The organism is Cryptosporangium sp. NPDC048952 (assembly GCF_043197895.1).
GTDB lineage: Bacteria > Actinomycetota > Actinomycetes > Mycobacteriales > Cryptosporangiaceae > Cryptosporangium.
Map to the genome: position 1 here is coordinate 85,763 of NZ_JBICTY010000002.1, position 17,712 is coordinate 103,474.

At 71.6% G+C, this 17,712-nt stretch carries 16 protein-coding genes and 3 pseudogenes; 11 read left to right on the forward strand and 8 right to left on the reverse strand.

Translation table 11 applies throughout. The features are described 5' to 3' along the window. The first annotated feature begins 1 nt into the window (after position 1). Positions 2 to 349 carry a DJ-1/PfpI family protein gene (locus tag ACGFY5_RS08520; RefSeq protein WP_392718877.1) on the forward strand — a complete coding sequence of 116 codons (348 nt, stop codon included), beginning with the start codon at positions 2 to 4 and terminating at the stop codon, positions 347 to 349. On the opposite strand, the gene ACGFY5_RS08525 is transcribed toward ACGFY5_RS08520, so the two are convergent. Together ACGFY5_RS08525 and ACGFY5_RS08530 are read right to left on the reverse strand one after the other, a co-directional pair. Beyond that, positions 346 to 993: a response regulator gene (locus tag ACGFY5_RS08525; RefSeq protein ID WP_392718879.1), complete on the reverse strand. Its 648-nt coding sequence runs from the start codon at positions 991 to 993 to the stop codon at positions 346 to 348. The genes ACGFY5_RS08520 and ACGFY5_RS08525 overlap by 4 nt on opposite strands. Next, complete coding sequence (locus tag ACGFY5_RS08530; RefSeq protein WP_392718881.1) at positions 990 to 2,054, reverse strand: sensor histidine kinase; 1,065 nt, start codon at positions 2,052 to 2,054, stop codon at positions 990 to 992. The genes ACGFY5_RS08525 and ACGFY5_RS08530 overlap by 4 nt, the downstream gene beginning before the upstream one ends. 133 nt (positions 2,055 to 2,187) lie before the next feature. On the opposite strand from ACGFY5_RS08530, the gene ACGFY5_RS08535 reads away from it, so the two are divergent. Then, positions 2,188 to 2,514 carry a DUF6223 family protein gene (locus tag ACGFY5_RS08535; protein WP_392718883.1) on the forward strand — a complete coding sequence of 109 codons (327 nt, stop codon included), beginning with the start codon at positions 2,188 to 2,190 and terminating at the stop codon, positions 2,512 to 2,514. Positions 2,515 to 2,542: 28 nt separating this feature from the next. Next, positions 2,543 to 3,865, forward strand: a complete 1,323-nt coding sequence (locus tag ACGFY5_RS08540; protein WP_392718885.1) for an LLM class flavin-dependent oxidoreductase — start codon at positions 2,543 to 2,545, stop codon at positions 3,863 to 3,865. Here ACGFY5_RS08540 and ACGFY5_RS08545 read toward each other — a convergent pair. Continuing rightward, a complete protein-coding gene (locus tag ACGFY5_RS08545) occupies positions 3,836 to 4,696 on the reverse strand; it encodes an arginase family protein (RefSeq protein ID WP_392718887.1) in 861 nt (286 codons plus the stop codon). The two genes, ACGFY5_RS08540 and ACGFY5_RS08545, sit on opposite strands and share 30 nt — an antisense overlap. 85 nt (positions 4,697 to 4,781) lie before the next feature. Here ACGFY5_RS08545 and ACGFY5_RS08550 point away from each other — a divergent pair, with 85 nt between their 5' ends. Both ACGFY5_RS08550 and ACGFY5_RS08555 read left to right on the forward strand, forming a co-directional pair. Then, positions 4,782 to 7,802 (forward strand): BTAD domain-containing putative transcriptional regulator, encoded by a 3,021-nt coding sequence (locus tag ACGFY5_RS08550; protein ID WP_392718889.1) that lies wholly within the window; start codon positions 4,782 to 4,784, stop codon positions 7,800 to 7,802. A gap of 76 nt (positions 7,803 to 7,878) precedes the next feature. After that, complete coding sequence (locus ACGFY5_RS08555; protein ID WP_392718891.1) at positions 7,879 to 8,415, forward strand: DUF4232 domain-containing protein; 537 nt, start codon at positions 7,879 to 7,881, stop codon at positions 8,413 to 8,415. Positions 8,416 to 8,461: 46 nt separating this feature from the next. Here the strand turns inward: ACGFY5_RS08555 and ACGFY5_RS08560 are convergent, their stop codons facing one another. Then, the gene (locus ACGFY5_RS08560) at positions 8,462 to 8,971 is read right to left on the reverse strand and encodes a hypothetical protein (RefSeq protein WP_392718893.1); all 510 of its coding nucleotides are present in this window, start codon (positions 8,969 to 8,971) and stop codon (positions 8,462 to 8,464) included. 82 nt (positions 8,972 to 9,053) lie between these two features. Here ACGFY5_RS08560 and ACGFY5_RS08565 point away from each other — a divergent pair, with 82 nt between their 5' ends. The 5 genes and pseudogenes from ACGFY5_RS08565 to ACGFY5_RS08585 all read left to right on the forward strand — a co-directional run. Continuing rightward, positions 9,054 to 11,366: a WD40 repeat domain-containing serine/threonine protein kinase gene (locus ACGFY5_RS08565; RefSeq protein ID WP_392718895.1), complete on the forward strand. Its 2,313-nt coding sequence runs from the start codon at positions 9,054 to 9,056 to the stop codon at positions 11,364 to 11,366. A 220-nt stretch (positions 11,367 to 11,586) separates the two neighbouring features. Next, a complete protein-coding gene (locus ACGFY5_RS08570) occupies positions 11,587 to 12,168 on the forward strand; it encodes a carboxymuconolactone decarboxylase family protein (RefSeq protein WP_392718897.1) in 582 nt (193 codons plus the stop codon). A gap of 73 nt (positions 12,169 to 12,241) precedes the next feature. After that, positions 12,242 to 12,589 (forward strand): annotated as a pseudogene (locus ACGFY5_RS08575) (lactate dehydrogenase); the annotation flags it as partial. 5 nt (positions 12,590 to 12,594) lie between these two features. After that, positions 12,595 to 13,294 (forward strand): annotated as a pseudogene (locus ACGFY5_RS08580) (ATP-grasp domain-containing protein); the annotation flags it as partial. 5 nt (positions 13,295 to 13,299) lie between these two features. Next, a pseudogene (locus tag ACGFY5_RS08585) lies at positions 13,300 to 13,596 on the forward strand (M15 family metallopeptidase); the annotation flags it as partial. 21 nt (positions 13,597 to 13,617) lie between these two features. Here ACGFY5_RS08585 and ACGFY5_RS08590 read toward each other — a convergent pair. From ACGFY5_RS08590 to ACGFY5_RS08600, 3 genes are read right to left on the reverse strand one after another with little or no spacing between them, the layout of a single operon-like run. Then, positions 13,618 to 14,703 carry a sensor histidine kinase gene (locus tag ACGFY5_RS08590; protein ID WP_392718899.1) on the reverse strand — a complete coding sequence of 362 codons (1,086 nt, stop codon included), beginning with the start codon at positions 14,701 to 14,703 and terminating at the stop codon, positions 13,618 to 13,620. After that, positions 14,696 to 15,355 carry a response regulator transcription factor gene (locus ACGFY5_RS08595; protein WP_392718901.1) on the reverse strand — a complete coding sequence of 220 codons (660 nt, stop codon included), beginning with the start codon at positions 15,353 to 15,355 and terminating at the stop codon, positions 14,696 to 14,698. The genes ACGFY5_RS08590 and ACGFY5_RS08595 overlap by 8 nt, the downstream gene beginning before the upstream one ends. Before the next feature lie 56 nt (positions 15,356 to 15,411). Then, positions 15,412 to 15,948, reverse strand: a complete 537-nt coding sequence (locus ACGFY5_RS08600; protein ID WP_392718903.1) for a TetR/AcrR family transcriptional regulator — start codon at positions 15,946 to 15,948, stop codon at positions 15,412 to 15,414. Between the two features lie 92 nt (positions 15,949 to 16,040). Between ACGFY5_RS08600 and ACGFY5_RS08605 the strand changes: the two genes are divergently transcribed. Next, entirely contained in the window at positions 16,041 to 16,946 is a 906-nt protein-coding gene (locus ACGFY5_RS08605; RefSeq protein WP_392718905.1) for an NmrA family NAD(P)-binding protein, read from the forward strand. 33 nt (positions 16,947 to 16,979) lie between these two features. On the opposite strand, the gene ACGFY5_RS08610 is transcribed toward ACGFY5_RS08605, so the two are convergent. Next, positions 16,980 to 17,687, reverse strand: coding sequence for an alpha/beta fold hydrolase (locus ACGFY5_RS08610; protein WP_392718907.1), 708 nt, complete (start codon positions 17,685 to 17,687; stop codon positions 16,980 to 16,982). Between the last annotated feature and the right edge of the window lie 25 nt (positions 17,688 to 17,712).

Below are 17,712 nucleotides of genomic sequence, written 5' to 3' on the forward strand. Positions count from 1 at the left end.
GATGCAATTCGCGATCCTGCTGTACCCGAAGGTCACCGCGCTCGATGCGGTCGGTCCCTACGACGTGTTCAGCAAGTACCCCGGCAACGAGGTCGTGTTCGTCGGCGAGAAGACCGGCGTGGTCCGCACCGAGATCGGCAGTCTGGGCCTCGCCGTCGACGCCACGCTGGCTGAAATAACAAGCCCAGACGTACTAGTCGTCCCCGGCGGCCACGGCCAAGCCGTCCAGCTCGGCATCGAGTACGACCCGCAGCCGCCCTACGACGCCGGCTCCCCGACCAAGGCCCCCGCCGACGTCGTCGACTACCTCCGCCAGAACAGCCGCTTCGTCCTCACCGGCAAGTCCTAGCCGGCCAGGCCGCTCTCGTAGGCGATGACGACGAGCTGGGCGCGATCGCGCGCGCCGAGCTTGCTCATCGCGCGGTTCACGTGGGTCTTCGCGGTCACCGGACTGATCACCATGCGGTCGGCGATTTCGTGGTTGGACAGTCCCTTCGCCACCAGCGCGACGGCTTCGCGTTCCCGGTGCGTCAGCCCGCCGAGCGCCTCGCTGGGTGGGCGCGGCAGGCGATCGACGTAGCGGTCGATCAGCTTGCGGGTGATCGCGGGGGCCAGGAGCGCGTCGCCTCGCGCAGCGACGCGGACGGCGTGCAGGAAGTCCTCGGGCAGGATGTCCTTGACGAGGAACCCGCCCGCGCCCGCACGCAGCGCGTCGAACACGTACTCGTCGAGGCCGTAGTTGGTCAGGATGACGACGTGCACGTCGGCCAGTGTCGGGTCGGCGGCGATCCGCCGGGTCGCCTCGATACCGTCGACGAGCGGCATCCGGATGTCGACGAGCGCGATGTCGGGCAGGTGTCGGCGGGCCAGTTCCACCGCGGCGTGGCCGTCGCCGGCCTCGGCCACGACCTCGATGTCGTCCTCGATGTCGAGCAGCGCGCGGAAGCCGCTGCGGATCAGCGGCTGGTCGTCGACCAGCAGGACGCGGATCACAGCGGAAGCTCCGCGTCGACGGTGAAGCCGCCCTGACCGGCGGGTTCGGCCCGGATGCGGCCGCCGAGCGCGATCACCCGTTCCCGCATGCCGAGCAGGCCGACGCCGGGCACGGGCGGGGCGTCGGGGTTGGCGCTGCCGTCGTCGGTGATTCGGATGGCCACGGCGTTGGGACGGAAGGAGATTCGCACCGCCGCGCTGGTGGCGGCAGCGTGCCGGGTGACGTTGGTCAGCGCCTCCTGGACGATCCGGTAGGCGGTGCGATCGACAGCGGACGGGACGTCGGTGCGGTCGCCCTCGACCGTGAGGGTGGCGTCGAGGCCGGTCGTGCGTGCCTGCCTCACCAGGTCGGGCACCTGATCGAGCCCGTGCGGCGGACTGCTGCTGTCGTCGCGCAGGGCTTCCAGCGTCGCGCGGAGTTCGCGCGCGGCCTCCCGACCGGCCTCCCGGATCGCGAGGACCGCGTCCGGCACCGGCTCGCCGCGTCGCTGCGCGAGGTGGACAGCGGCCTCGGCCTGGACCTTGATCACCGAGATCTGGTGGGTCAGCGAGTCGTGCAGTTCGCGGGCGATGTGCAGACGCTCCTCGTCGGCGCGGCGCTGGGCGATCTCCTCCCGGGTGCGTTCGGCTTCCTCCGCCCGGCGCTCGGCCTGGCGGAGCGCTTCACCGGCCGCGCCGGCGGCGATCAGCCAGGCGAGTTCGAGCACGCTGCGGGCGTGCGCGATCGCGTCGTCCGCGCCGTGCAGGCGCGCGGCCAGGGGGAGGGCGGCGAGCACCACCACGCTGACGACGATCGTGAGCGTGCGTCGGCCGGCCCGCACCGCCCCGTAGACCGCGATCAGGTAGGCGACCGCGAACACGTCGAATCCGGCCGCCTGGTAGCCGACCGCGGCGGCGCCGGTCACGACCAGGACGACGACCGGCGCGCGTTGCCGGCCGACGAGCGACAGGCCGCTCAGGACGAGCAGGGCGTAGCCGGCGGGACCCCCCTGTGACCAGCCGCTCGCCAGGAGGATCCCCGCCACCCCGACGGCGATCGCCCAGTCGAGGGGACGGCGCATGGGGGCACCGTAACCGCCGGGAGACCCGCGCGAATCGTCCGCGCGAAGGACGGCACTACCGCGTTCGCAGCAGTGGAAAGTGTCCGCGATCGCACGACGCGCGGCGAGGGCGCGGGGAGCCAGGCTCGGAGCCATGGACACCACCTACGCACTGACCACCGGCCGTGCCCTCGCCGGCGCCGCCGCACTGATCGCGCTCGTGGGAGTGATCGCCGCAGGTCTGGCCCTGGCGCGGGGCACGCGGGCCTCGGTCATCGGCCTGGTCGCCGGGGCGACCGGCGTCGTCGTCGGCGGGATCGTCGTGGCCACCGCCGACGGCGGACCAGGCTCCGGCAGCGGCATCGTCGGCGGCTACGCGGCCCTCGCGCTCGGCGTGATCGCCATGCTCCTCAGCGCGGCGGCGCACGCCCGCCACACGACGCGCCGGGCCGCCGCCGTCAGCGGCACACAGCGGGAATAAGCGCTGGCCGCGCCGCGTCGGCTCATGCATGAGCGACCGGTCGATGATCCTCGGGGCAATGATCTTCTACCCGGGTGGCGAGCACCTCGCCAGCTGGCGGCTTCCCGGGGCCGAGCCCGAGCGGTACCTCGACCTCGGGTACTACAAGAACTTCGCCCGCACCGCCGAGCGGGGTGGCTTCGCGACGCTGTTCATCGCCGACGAACTCTACGTCTGGGATCGTTTCCCGTCGGGCATCGACCACGTCGTCAACATCCGCCCCGAGCCGTTCACGCTGCTCGGCGCGCTGTCGCAGGTCACCGAGCAGATCGGCCTCGCGGCCACGGTCTCCACCACGTACAACGAGCCGTTCCACGTCGCCCGCAAGCTCGCCTCCCTGGACTTCCTCAGCGAGGGCCGCGCCGGCTGGAACGTCGTCACGAGTGCCAGCGACGAGGAGGCCTGGAACTTCGGCCGCGAGGCGAACCTCGACCACCCGGTGCGTTACCGCCGCGCGAAGGAGTTCATCGACGTCGTCAACGGGCTCTGGGACAGCTGGGACGACGACGCGTTCCGCTACGACAAGGAAACCGGCTACTTCGCGGACCGCACCAAGCTGCACACCCTCGACCATCGCGGTGAGTTCTTCACCGTCCGCGGCCCGCTGAACATCGCCCGCCCGCCGCAGGGCCGCCCGGTGATCTTCCAGGCCGGGGCTTCCGAGGCCGGTCGTGCGCTGGCGGGCGCCACCGCGGAGGCCGTGTTCACGATGGGCAACAACGCGGTCCGCGGCGCGAAGATCCTCTACGACGACTACAAGGCCCGCGCGCAGGCCAACGGCCGCAACCCCGATCACCTCAAGGTCATGCCGGCGCTCTCCCCGGTGATCGGCCAGACGCTGCGCGAGGCCGAGGAGTACCTCGACCAGATCGAAACCCTCACTCCCGAACGGCTGTCCCTCGACTGGCTGTCCCACTACCTCCAGTTCGACGTCAGTCAGCACCCGATGGACGAGAAGTTCCAGCCCGACCTGTCGGTGCCCACGAACCAGGTGCAGTCGGTGCAGGAACAGATCGGCCGCCTGGTGGGGCAGGGCACCTACACGCTGCGTGAGGTCAACCGGGCGCTGCTGCGTCGGCGGTTCCTGCTCGGTACGCCCGACACGATCGCCGATTGGATGGTCGAGCGGTTCGAGGCGGGTGCGGCCGACGGCTTCATGCTGGCGTTCTCGTCGATCCCGGTGGGCGTCGACCAGTTCGTCGATTTGGTCGTTCCGGAGCTGAAGAAGCGGGGGGCGTACCACGGCGGGTACCGCGGGCGGACCCACCGCGAGAACCTGGGCCTACCCGTGCCCCCGAGCCGCTATGCGTGAGGCCCGGGCCACGTAGGAGGCGATCCGGGTGGCGGCCGCGCCGCCGTCGAGGTCCGGGTTGTAGATGCAGACGCTGAGCCCGCCGCAACCGCCGATCGAGAGCAGCTGCTCGGTCAGCGTGTCGAGCTGGTCCCAGGTCAGGCCGCCGGGCTGCGGGTAGTCCACGGCGGGGAGGGCCTGCGTGCTCAGGACGTCGAGGTCGACGTGCAGCCACCAGTGTTCGGTGCGGGCGACGAGCGCGGCGGCTTTCCCGACCGCGATCGGAATGCCGTCGGGGGCGGCGAGGCGGTCGCCGGGCAGCACGTCCACCCGGTCGGCGATGCTCGGCTGGCCGGCCTCGGCCAACTCCTCGGCGTCGCGGGGCCCCAGCTGCAGCAGGTCGGCGGTCTGCAGCACGGGCGCGAACCCGGGCACCATCCCGAGTGCCAGCGCGATCTCGCTGTCGGCCGCCTCGCCGGTGGGGGACCGGTGCGGGTCCCAGGCGTCCTCGTGGCCGTCGACGAACACCAGGCCGGCGCCGTAGCCCCGGCGGTCCGCGGCGACGAGCCCGCCGAGCAGCACCGGGCAGTCGCCGCCCAGCAGGATCGGGAACCGGTCGGCGGCCCAGGCCGCCAGCACCCGTTCGGCCACGGACGCCACCGTCGCGGTGAGCGAGGCCTCGGCCGCCAGGCCGCTCGGGCCGCGGGTCGGGTCGCCGACCGGGACGTCCGCGTTCACCACGCGCGCTCCGGGGAGTGCGGCGACCAGCCCGGCGTCGAGCAATGCCGACGGTGCCCGCGCGACGCCGTCCGCGACACCGGAGGAGTTGAACGGCACAGTGATGAGGTCCACGGGTTGATGATCGCGCGAGCTACTGTGGCCTCGTCAGGAGTTTACTGACTCGTCTACTGTAGACCTCCGCTGCCCGGGAGGTGTGATGACGGCGTTTCGGCTGCTGGGCAGCTTCGAGGTGCGGGCTGCGGACGGCTCCGAGATCGCGGTCGGGCGGCGCAAGCAGCGGGCGCTCCTCGCGCTGCTGTTGCTGCGTGCCGGGTCGCTGGTGCGCTCCGACGAGATCGTCGACGCGCTCTGGGGTGACCAGGTGCCCTCGTCGGCACGGGCGAACCTGCACTCGTACGTGTTCGGGGTGCGCCGGGTGCTCGAGCAGGTCGCCCCCGGAGGCGCGTCCCGGCTGGTCACGTCCGCCGCCGGCTACCGCTTGGACGTCGCCGACGGCGACTGCGACGCCCGCGTCTTCGAGAACCTGGCCGCCGACGGACGGCGCGCGTTGGAGCACAAGCGTCATGCGGACGCCGTCCAAGTGCTGTCCCAGGGCCTGGCGCTGTGGCGCGGGCCGCTCTTACCCGACCTCGCCGATTCGCCGTGGATCGCCCCGCACGTCACCCGCCTGACCGAGACGCGCCTGGCCGCGATCGAGGACCGCAACGAGGCACGGTTGGCGCTCGGTGACCACGCGGGCCTGGTGGGCGAACTCGCCGCCGCGATCGCCGAGCACCAGCTCCGTGAGCGGCTCTGGGGCCAGTACCTGCGGGCGCTGCGTGCCACCGGTGCCCGCGCCCAGGCGCTCGCGGCCTACGAGACGCTACGCGGTGTGCTCGCCGCCGAGTTGGGCATCGAGCCCTCACCGGAGCTGCAGGAACTGTACCGCTCGATCCGCGACGACGTTCCGGAGGCCGCGCCGCGTCCACCCGCTCTCCTGCCCCCGGCGGTGCCGGATTTCACCGGACGTGCGCGCGAAGTGCGTCGCCTCCGGAAAGTCTTGACGCCGCACACGCCGCCGGCGGGACTGGCTGTCCTGGGCATCACCGGCATGGCCGGGGTGGGCAAGACGACGCTGGCGGTGCACGTCGCGCACGCCGCGGCGCCGACGTACCCGGACGGGCAGCTGTACGTGAACCTGGCCGGTGCGGGGCCGGATCCGGTCGCGCCCGCCGACGTGCTGGGCCGGTTCCTGCGTGCGCTGGGCGTGCCGAGCCCTGCGGTGCCCACCGATCCGGACGAACGTGCCGAGCTCTACCGCACGCTGCTGATGGGGCGGCGGGTTCTCGTCGTGCTGGACAACGCGGCCACCGAAGCGCAGGTCAGGCCGCTGCTGCCGGGGGCTGCCGGGTGCACGGTGCTGGTCACCAGCCGGGTGCGGCTGTCGGGGCTGGAGGGCGCGCGCTGGACCGAACTGGACGTGCTCGACGCGGAGGACGGCGTCCGGCTGCTGGCCCGTATCGTCGACGACGCGCGGGTGGACGACCATAACGACGACGCGGCTGACGTCGTCGGGCTGTGTGGCGGTTTGCCGTTGGCGGTGCGCATCGCGGGCGCGCGCCTGACCGCGCGGCCGCGGTGGACGGTCTCGCATCTGGGCGAGCTGCTCCGCGACGAGAACCGTCGGCTGGACCGGCTGGACGCCGGGGACCTGCAGATTCGTGCGTCGTTGGCGTTGTCGGACGACGGGCTGCGGCCGTCGGCGCAGGCGCTGTTCCGGCGGCTGAGCGTGCTCGACGTACCGGACTTCGCCGGGTGGCCGGCGATCGTCCTGTCCGACGAGAAGCCCGAGCGCGCCGCCCGTGACCTCGACGAACTGGTCGACGCGCACGTGCTGTCGGTCGTGGGCACGGATGCGGCCGGGCAGACGCGCTACCGGTTCCACGACCTCGTGCGTCTGTACGCCCGCGATCGTGCCACCGAAGCGGCGGACGACGAGGAGGCGCTGCGCCGCGGTCTCGGCGCCTGGCTCGCGCTCGCTGCGCTGTACGAACCGGGCATTCCCGGCCCGACGTGGGACCAGATCGAGAGCCGGGCGTTCCGCCCGGACATCCGGGATGTCCGGTGCGAGCTGTCCGGGGTGGCCGCTGTTGACTGGTTCGACGCCGAGCAGGTCGCGTTGCGCTCGCTGGTGCGCCAGGCGTGCGCGACCGGGCGCACCGAGGTGGCGTTCGATCTGGCCCAGCGGTGCGAGAAATACTTCGACCTGCGCGGGATGTATGCCGAGTGGGAGGCGACGAACAGCCTGGTGGTCGACGCTTGCCGGGCGGTGGGTGATCGGACGGGGGAGGCCGTCGCGCGGCGCGGGCTGACCGACCTGACCACCTGGATCACCGACGATCAGAGCACGGAGGCGATGACCCGGCAGAACGCGGAGGCCACCTCCGTGCAGGAGATGTTCCGCGAGGTCGGCGAGTACGGCGGGATGGCCGACGCCGGGGTGATGCGGTCGTGGGCGTTGACGGCCACGGGTCGGCACGCCGAGGCGATCGACGCGGCCCGCGAGTCGTTGACCTGGGCGGCGTCGGCGGCGCACGTGGGTGGGGAGTCGCGGGCGCACCTCGCGCTGGCGGTGGCGGCGGGGGAGTCCGGTGACCTGGGGGTGGCGCTCGAGCACCTGAACCTGGCGCTGGAGCGGGCGCGGACGCTCGGCAATCCGCGGGGTGAGGCGACCGTTCTGCAGTTCTTCGGGATCGGGTTCGGACGGGCGGGGCTGCTCGACGAGGCGGAGGGGTACCTGATCGAGTCGCTGGAGATCTCACGGCGGCACCGGGACCTCTACGCCGAGACGCTCACGATGATCTGCCTGGCGCGGGTGCGGATGCAGCGGGGGGACGCCGATGCGTCCGCGGCCGCGCAGGAGGCGCTGGCGACGGCTCGTGAGTACAACATGCCGCATCACGTGGCCGATGCGTTGGGCATTCTCGGTGAGATCGCGCTCGGGGCGGGGCGGCCGGAGGAAGCCGTGGGGTACCTGCGGGAGTCGGTGGCGTTGTGGCGGACGCGGGGGTGGCTGCGTTTCCTCGCCGGCGCGTTGGTGTTGCTGGGGCGGGCGCTTCTTCCGGTGGATCGGGCCGAGGCCTTCTCCGTGTTGCGCGAGGGTGCCTCGCTGTTCGACCAGGCCGGGGATGACGCCGGGGCCTCCGAAGCCCGGGGGTTACTCGAGGGACTGTTGTAGCGCTAACGGAACTTACGGGTCTTTGCGCTTTCACTTGGTAACGGAAGGAACGAACCAGTCGAAGGGACGCCGCCTGATGAAGAGCCGTATCGCTGGCCTGACCGTGCTCGGGGTTGCTGTACTCGGCCTGTCGGCGTGCACCATCGAGTTTTCGACTGCGCAGGCCGCTGATCCGGTGCCGTGCACTGCCGACGACATTCAGGCCGACGTGACGTTGCAGCCGCAGTTCTCGTCGCCGGTGGGGCTGGTGGCGTTGACGAACGCCTCCGAGCGCGAGTGCACGCTGAACGGGCGGGCGGCGGTGACACTGACGAACGCGGCGGACGAGAACGTGCCGGTGGCGACGACGTCGGTGGACCAGCCGGGACCGGCGGTGTCGTTCGTGCTTCCGGCCGGGGCGACGGCGTTCGAGGGGATCAAGTGGACGCCGTGCTCCAAGGGGGACGAGTCGTGCGGTGTGGGGAACGGGTTGCGGGTGACGCTGCCGGGGTCTGACGTGCCGCTGAACGCGGAGTTGTCGGGGTTCCCGGCGCCGGAGAAGAACGACATCACGATGTCGTCACTGCAGGTGGGGACTGTTCAGGCTTCGCGTCAGGGGGTCGTGGCCTGGTAGCCGGGCCGAGCCGAGCCGAGCCGGCCGCGCTCGCGGCCGGAGGCGGCTAGCTGCCGGAGGCTAGGCGGAGGACGGCGGCGTTGGTGGGGGTCCAGCCAACCAGTTGGAGGCCGATCTCGCCCGGGGCCGGTTTCGGGGTGGGAACGTCGGCGGGGCCGGCGGTGGATGGGCAGGCGGACGCGGACATGTGGCCGCCGCTGAAGTCGCGGTAGAAGTAGCCGATCACTCCGCAGTTGCCTTTGAGAGTGCCGCTGCCTCCGCCGCCGGGCAGGGTGATGTCGAAGGTGATCCCGTCGTCCGGTTGAAGCTTCGACACCGAGAGTTTGCCGAACCGGATCGGGATGGTCGTCGGCCGGGAGACGGCGACCTCGCACGTGCCGTCCCAGCAGGCCGCGTAGCGGGTGCCGTCCGCGGCGGCTAGCGGTGGCGGCGACGGCGACGGCGACGGGCTCGGTGGTGGGCTCGGTGGGGGCGTCCGCGCCGCGGGGGGCTCGTCTGCGCCGCACGCGGCGACGAGCATCAACCCGGCCAGCGCTGCCGCGATCCGCACGTCCATCCGGCGAGCCTGATGGCTCCCGATACACGGCTTCTACACATCGGACGAAACGCCATGTGACCCGAGTGGTTGAATCAGCCCGATGAGTATCGAGCGGGGACGGATCGAGGCCGCGCTACCGCACTACGAACTGGGCGCCGTGCTCGGCCGAGGTGGGTACGGCGTCGTCTACACGGCCCGTCACCGCCGGCTCGGCACGATGCGCGCGGTCAAGGCCCTCGCTCTCGCGGGGGAGCACGACTCCACCGCCGCGGGAAGGTTCCTCACCGAAGCCCAGGTGATGACCGAACTCGACCACCCGCACGTGGTCCGCGTGCACGAGTACGCCGAGCACGATTCGCTCCAGCTGCTGGTGATGGAGTATCTGGCCGGGGGCTCGATGGCCCAGCGACTCCGCAGCGCTGTCGCACCCACCGTGCTGTGCGCGTGGATGCTCGCGACCGCGGACGCCCTGCACGCGGCGCACCGCCGCGGGGTGGTGCACCGGGACATCAAGCCGGACAACCTGCTGTTCACCGGCGAGGGTGTGCTGAAGGTCAGCGACTTCGGCATCGCGAAACTCCTGGCGGCCACCGCCGCGACCGCCAGCGCCGGATTCCTCGGCACGCCGATGTACATCGCGCCCGAGCAGATCACCGGGTCGGGCATCGGCCCGCCGACCGACGTCTACGCCCTGGGCGTCACGCTGTACCGGGGTTTGGCGGGCCGTCCGCCGTTCGCGCCCGACCTCGGGGTGACCGGCCTCATCTACCACCACCTGCACGAACGCCCGGCGCCTCTGCTGGAGGCGCCACCGTCCGTGGCCGCGGTGACGCTCCGCGCACTGGAGAAGAACCCCGCCGACCGCCCAGCGTCGGCGAGCGAGTTCGCGGAGGAGCTCTCCGCAGCCGCAGCTCGAGACTTCGGCGCCCATTGGCTGGAACGCACCGAGGTCCCGTTACGCCTGGAAGCCCGCGCCTACACCACCCGCCCCCTGTCCCCGACCGTAATCGAGTCCCCCCACCAACCCGCCTCCGGCCCCGCCGGCGGCATGCATGGCGCAGCGCCCCCGCCCGCCGCTCGCCCCGGCACGGAGGCCCTCGCCGCGGATCCCGACGCGCGCGCCGGCGGTGATGCGCTCGGCGCGGCTGTCCCGGCTGACGCTCGGTCTCGGGCGGAGGCGCCCCGCGCTCGCACCCGCGCCGAGACGGCGGGAAGACCGGCCGCTCTCGATGCGCGCGCTGGTGGTGGTGCGCTCGGTGTGGGCCCCGGCGGTGACGGGCTCGATGCGCGCGCCGCCGGCGGTGCGCTCGGGGTGGCGGGCTGGGGTGACGCCGGCTCGGGCGTCGACGTGGGTGGTGGCAAGGCTTTCGCTGATGTGCGTTCCGGCGGGGGTGCGGGGGAGGCGCGGAAGGGGGCGGTTGCGCGGCGGTGGGTCGTGGTTGCGGGAGGTGTGGCGGCGGTGCTCGTGGCCGGTGGGGTCGGGGTGGCGGTATGGACGAACTCCGACGGCTCCGTGGCCGGGGGGCCTCGGGCTGGTGCGTCAGCATCGGCGGGTGGCTCGGCGACCGTGACGCTGGCCGGCGCGGAGCCGGTGGACGCGGTGGCGTTCAGTCCGGACGGGGCGCGGCTGGTGGCCGGGAACTCGGTGTGGGATTCCGCGACCGGTAAGCGGATCGGCAATTCCTGGGCGTCCGGAGAGACGAAGTCGGTCGCGTTCGACGCCGACGGTGCGCGCATGGCGACCGGGGGCCGCGACGGCGCGATCCTGCTCCGCAGCGCCGGAACCGGAAAGGTCATCCGACGGATGGGCGTCGCGGACGACTGGGTCCGATCGGTCGCGTTCGCACCGAACGGCCGCTGGCTCGCGGCGGCGAGCGACGACGGCTCCGCGCGCATCTGGGACCTGAACAACCCCGACGCGGTCACGCTGCTCACCGCCACCGCGACCATCGTGTCCTTCTTCTCCGACGGCTCACGACTGGCCGCCGCCGCCCCGAACGGCACCGTCACCTTCCACGACCCCGCGACCGGCACCCGCGTCGGCCCCACCCTCGGCGTTCCCGGCGCGACCACTCTGTACTCGATGACCTACAACAAGCAGGGCACCGTCCTCGCGACGGGCGACGAGACCGGCAACGTCCAGCTCTGGGACCCCTTCCGAGGTGCCCCGATCCGCACGATCCCGGCGCACAAGGGACGGGTGACGTCGCTGGCTTTCGCGCCTGACGGCCGGTCGCTGATCACCGCGGGGAGGGACGGCTTCGTGCACGTCTGGGACGCCCGGACCGGCGAGCGCACCGCGACGTTCGGCGCCGCCGGCACCGAGCGAACCGCGGTCGCGATCGACCCCGAAGGCCGCCACCTCGCGATCGCCAGCGCCGACCGCACCGTCCGAATTCACGCACTCCGCTGAGATCAGACCCGGTACCCCGGGCGACGACTTCCCGGCCCTACGACGACTTCCCGGCCCTACCGCGCGCGGCCGTAGGCCCGAGAACTCGTCGTAGGCCCGAGAACCTGCGCTAGGGGGATGGCTGGGTGGGTGTGCGCCGCGCCAGCGGCAAGGTACTGAAGACATTTCTCCGTGGTCAGTACGGAGGCGCTGCCCGCTGATCGTTGCGACGATCAACGGCATGACCGGTTACCTGCCCGACCCGCCGCCCTCGGCGGAGAGCGACGCGCTCTTCGCCGAGGACGTCGCGGACCTCGGTTACGTGATGAACGCGACCCGGCTCTGGGCGTACGAGCCCGCCGCGGCGCACGGACTGTTCGATCTGATGGGGGTCGTGACTACGGGAACGTCGCTGGACTTCCGGCGCCGCGCGATCCTGGTCTCGGCGACCGCGTCGGCGTTCGGTGATCCGTACTGCTCGCTGGCCTGGGGGGCGCGCCTGGCGAAGGTCGCCGGTGACGACATCGCGGGCGGGGTTCTGTCCGGCGACGACGAGGGGCTCTCGGACACCGAGCAGGTGATGGCCCGGTGGGCGCGGCGCGTCGCCCTCGACCCGCGCGGCACGTCGGAGGCCGACGTCGGCGCCCTGCGCGACGCCGGCTTTCCCGACGCGGAGATCTTCGCGATGACCGTGTTCATCGCGTTGCGGCTCGCGTTCTCGACGGTCAACAACGCCCTCGGCGCAGGTCCCGACGACCGTCTCCGCGACGACGCTCCCGCGGCCGTGCGCGACGCGACGCTGCGCCTCTCGTCGGGGCGATAGAAGGACGGGCCTGTCGTCGGGCTACGGGAAAGCAGATACCTGCTCGCAACACCGTGCCGTCTTGACTCGTGGCATGAGCCGAATAGTCATCTACGGATGCGGGCCGGACGAGGCCACGGTGTTCCGGGAGATGGCGCCTCGTGTCGGTGTCGTGCCGATCATCATCGAGGCGCCGGTCTCCGAGGAGAACAGCGGGTTGGCCGCCGGGAGCCGGTGTATCAGCGTCGGCCACAAGACACGGCTGACGAAGCCCGTTCTCCGCGCACTGAGCCGGGTCGGCGTCGAGTACGTCTCCACGCGGAGCGTCGGGCTCGACCACATCGACACCGGCTTCGCGGAGCGGATCGGGATCGCCGTCGGTACGGTCGAGTACGCGCCCGACAGCGTCGCCGACTACACGCTGCTGCTCATGCTGATGGCCTCGTTCTGGACGACGGTCGCTACGAGACGATCCCGCTGGACGTGGTGCTGCCCGTTCTGCACGGGAGGTACGGCGAGGACGGCGAGGACGGCGAGGACGGCGTGATGCAGGGCCTGCTGGAACTCTCCGGCATTCCCTATGTGGGCTGTGACGTGCAGAGTTCCGCGCTGTGCATGGACAAGTCGCTCACCTATGCCGTCGTGCGCGGCGCGGGAGTCGCCACGCCGAACTTCTGGATTCTCGGGGAGGACGACAAGCCCGACGGGCTCACCTATCCGGTGCTCGTGAAGCCGGCCCGCTCCGGTTCGTCGTTCGGCGTCAGCAGGGTGTCCCGGAGAGGACGAACTGCTGGCCGCGATCGACGTCGCCCGGCAGTACGACTCGAAAGTGCTGATCGAGGAAATGGTCGTCGCCAGCGAGATCGGCTGCGCGGTTCTCGGCAACGATCCGGACCTGATCGTCGGTGACGTGGATCGGGTCGCGTTGTCGCACGGATTCTTCCGCATCCACCAGGAGGACTCACCCGAGACGGGCTCGGAGAATTCGAGCTTCATCGTGCCCGCAGACATCCCGGCGGTGGCCCGCTCGCTCATCCAGGAAACCGCGAAGACGATCTACCGCGCGCTGGGCTGCCGCGGACTCGCGCGCGTCGACATGTTTCTCCGCCCCGACGGAACCGTCGTGCTCAACGAGGTCAACACACTCCGGAGGCCCATTCGCTGGGGTTCGGGCTGCTCCTCTGGGACGGGTACCGCCCGCAGCGTGCCGTCGACCGGTTCCTGCGGTGGTCGGAACAGCCGGAGGACGGCCGCACCAAACCGCGGCACTATCCGAACATCAACCGCACCGACATGTTCGCCCAGGGTTACGTGGCCGCCAAGTCGGGCCACAGCCGCGGCAGCACCGTCGATCTGACGCTGTTCCACCTGGCCACCGGCGAATTGGTGGCGATGGGTGGCGACCACGACCTGATGGACGTCGTCTCCCATCACGGAGCGGTCGGCATCCGGCGTATTTCGATTTCCCGATCACGATCGGTCGAGTGGTATTCGCACCGTGACCCGGAGGCCACCCGCGGCCCGGGGAGCGAGATCGAGGGTTCCGTCGTGAGCGCACGTGATGCTCTTGACGATCGCGAGGCCCAGGCCGACGCCGGCCTGGTCGTCGCGGACGCGTTCGGTGCCGCGCCGGAAACGTTCGGCGAACGTGTCGACGAGGTGCGGGCTCAGCGGGTCCCCGGTGTTCTCGACGATGAGCACGACCGACTGTCGTTCGGTCGCCGTGTCGATCCGCACGGTGCCGTTCGACGGCAGGTTATGGACGATCGCGTTGTGCACGAGGTTCGTCGTCAGCTGCAGCAGGAGCGCCGGCGAACCGGACGCGGGGGCGACATCTCCCCGGACCTCGATGACCACGCCGTGCTTCTCCGCGAGGGGCAGCAGCGTCTCGACGGCTTCCTCCGCGACCAGCGACACGTCGACCGGCTCGCGCGTGAACGCCCGCTGGTCGGCGCGACTGAGCAGCAGCAAGGCCTCGGTGAGGTCGATCGCCCGGGTGTTGACGGTACGGAGCCGGTCGACGAGCTCCGGGCGGTTCGGATCGCTGCGCGCGACGTCGAGCATCGTCTGCATGATCGCGAGCGGAGTGCGAAGTTCGTGGGACGCGTTGGCCGCGAAGCGCTGCTGTTCGGCGACGTGCGACTCGAGGCGGGTAAGCATCGCGTCGAAGCTGTCGGCGAGTTCGCGGAACTCGTCGGCGGGGCCTTCGAGGGCGATGCGGTGGGAGAGCGAGCCGTTCGCCGCCAGGCGGGTGGCGTCGGTGATGCGGGAGAGCGGAGCGAGCATGCGGCCGGCCAGCAGCCAGCCGCCGATCAGGCCGAAGACCAGCAGGAACGCCATCAGTTGCGCCGCGCGCGGGAGGAACGCCTCCTGCAGCTCGTGGCGGGTGGGGCTCATCAGACGCAGGTGCACGCCGGGGGTGCGTGGCGGGTCGGGCACGTACCGCAGGAGGAACACCCAGACGACGGCGAGCAGCAGCACACCGGCGACCATCAGGAAGCCCGCGTAGCTGAGCGTGAGCTTGAGGCGGACGCTCGAGCCGGGGTGCCTACGCATCGATGCGGTAGCCGACGCCGGGCACGGTGGTGATCACCCAGGGTTCGCCGAGCCGTTTGCGCAGCGCGGAGACCGTGATGCGCACCGCGTTGGTGAACGGGTCGGCGTTCTCGTCCCAGGCGCGTTCGAGCAGATGCTCGGCGCTGACGACACCGCCCTCGGCGGCGAGGAGCACCTCGAGGACGGCGAACTGTTTGCGGGTCAGCGCGACGTAACGGCCGTCGCGGAAGACCTCGCGGCGGAACGGGTCCAGGCGCAGTCCGGCCAGCTCGCGCACCGGCGGGCGGCTGTACCCGCGGCGGCGGTCGAGGGCACGGAGGCGAAGGACGAGTTCGCGCAGCTCGAACGGTTTGGTGAGGTAGTCGTCGGCGCCGAGCTCGAAGCCCGAGGTCTTGTCGTCGAGGCGGTCGGCGGCGGTGAGCATCAGGATCGGCAGGCCGCTGCCGGACGCGACGATGCGCCCGGCGATCTCGTCGCCGGAGGGCCCGGGGACGTCGCGGTCGAGCACCGCGATGTCGTAGGCGTTGACGCCCAGCAACGCCAGCGCGGTGTCGCCGTCCCCGGCGATGTCGGCCGCGATGGCTTCCAGCCGCAACCCGTCGCGGATGGCCTCGGCCATGTAGGGCTCGTCCTCGACGACCAGTACACGCATTCCCTCCACGTTACGGACCGGCGCATATCGTCGGCATAACGAACTCTGCGGGGTGTTCAGCCGGGACTGACGCCCGCGACCGTCAGGCGCAGCAGGCGGTCGGCCTCCGCGGCGCGGTCGGGGAGGTGCTCGGTGGCCAGCGCGATCCCGGTGATCAGGTGCAGCAGGTCGGTGATCGTGACGCCGGGCGTCAGCGTTCCCGCAGCCCGGCGGACCAGGGGAGCGCCGGCCTCGGTGAGCCGCGCCGTCGCACAGTGCTCGTGCGGCTCGACCGGGTCCCGGTTGAGGGCCTCGGCCACCCCGCGGGTGGTGGCGGCGAACGACAGCACGGCGTTGAGCCAGTCGACGAGCGCGGCCCGGGCGTCCGGGTGCCCGGCCAGCTCGTCGGCCCGTGCGGACAGGGCGTCGATCTGCCGGCGGAACACCGCTTCGAGCAGCGCGTGCCGGGTGGGGAAGTGGCGGCGGACCGTGCCGGACCCCACCCCCGCGGTGCGCGCGATCTGCTCCAGCGAGGCGTCGGCGCCCTGCTCGGCGATCGCCTGCTCGGCCACCTCGAGGAGCAACGCGTAATTGCGACGGGCGTCGGCGCGCATGGATGCCCTCTCGGTTGCTAAGTGGCGGGGTCCGCCGTATGTTAGCAGGCAGCTAAGCGGCGGACCCCGCCGCTTGTAACCGGAGGAAGATCATGTCCGCTCCCGTACTTGTCGTCGGCGCCACCGGTCAACAGGGCGGCGCGTCCGCCCGCGCCCTGCTCGCGGCCGGTGTGCCGGTCCGTGCGCTGGTCCGCAACCCGGCGAAGGCCGCGGCCGTCGCCGCTCTCGGTGCGGAGGTCGTGATCGGCGACCTCAAGGACCCCGAATCGCTGGCCGCCGCGGTCGCCGGTGTCCGGTCGGTCTTCTCGATCCAGATGCCCGAGGTGAAGGACGGTGCGTACGACTTCGACGGCGAACTACGACAAGCACTGAATCTGATCGACGCCGCTCGAGCCGCGGACGTGCCGCAGTTCATCCACACCTCGGTGTCAGGCTCCGGCCGGCTCCGCACCGCGCCCGGCTACGACACGGGCCGATGGGCGCCGCTGGAGCCGTACTACACCGCGAAGCAGGGCATCGAGAGCCGGGTGCGCGACGCGGGCTTTCCGCTGTGGACGATCGTCAAGCCGGCGTTCTTCATGGAGAACTTCCTGCCCTCGGCGAAGTACCTGCTGCCGCGGGGCGTCGACGGCGGCATCGCGACAGTGCTGCGGCCGAGCACGTACCTGTCGCTGGTCGCGGTCGACGACATCGGTGCGACGGTCGCCGCGGCCGTCGCCGACCCGCAGCGGTTCGCCGGCGTCGAACTGGAACTGGCCAGCGACTACCTGTCGATGACCGAGATCGCGGCAGTGCTGTCGCGGGCCGTCGGGAGGACGCTCACCGCGCCCGACATGACCGAGGACGAGGCGCTCGCCGCGGGCATGCCGGCGTACGCGGGGCTGCCGATGGAGCTGATGAACGTGGCCGGGCAGCCCGCGCGCCCCGAGTTCGCCCGCGCGCTGGGCGTCCCGCTCACGTCGTTCGACGTGTGGGCGCGCGAGCACATGGCGGTGTAGGACGGAGGGGTGGCCGCCGACCAGGTAGCCCGGTCACACGTGACGCAGGATCTCCTCCACGACGGTTGATGGCTGCTCGAACATGATGTTGTGGCCCGCATCGGTCGCCACGACGTGCCGGGCGTCGAGGAACGCCGCGTGGGCGGCCCGGAGCGAGTCGCGGGCGCCGCGCCCGGCGCTGATCACGGTCACCGGCAGGTCGCCGAGGTCCGGTGGTGCCGCGCGCAATGAGGCCAGACCGGGAAGGAAATGGCGGACCTCGTCGGCGTACACCCGCCCGACCCGGCGGCCGAAACACTCGTCGCGGAACTGCGTGAACAGGTCCGGTGGCAGCGCGCTGCCGATCCGGGCAGCGGCTCGGTAGATCCCGGTCGCGGCCAGCGTCCGCGTGAGCGGCCCGGCCACCGCCATCCGCCGTGCCGTCGCGCGAGTGAAGAACTCGTCGGCACGCTCGTCCGACGGATCGACGAGCACCAGCGCCCGGACGTCGAAATCACCGGCGGCGAGCCGCGCGATCGGCCCACCCCAGCTGTGTCCGACCAGCACGAACGGCCCGTCCAACGACCGCAGTACACGACCCAGGTCCGACGCCAGCCGCGCAAGCGTCCGCGGCGAAGAGTCGTACGAGCTCGCGGCGTAACCCGCACGGTCGTACACGACAGTGCGGGCCCGCTCCGCGACGCCGGGCGCCACGAGACCCCAGCACACGCCGGACATCCCGAGACCGGCCTCGAAGACCACCGTGGTGTCGCCCGCACCCGCGGTG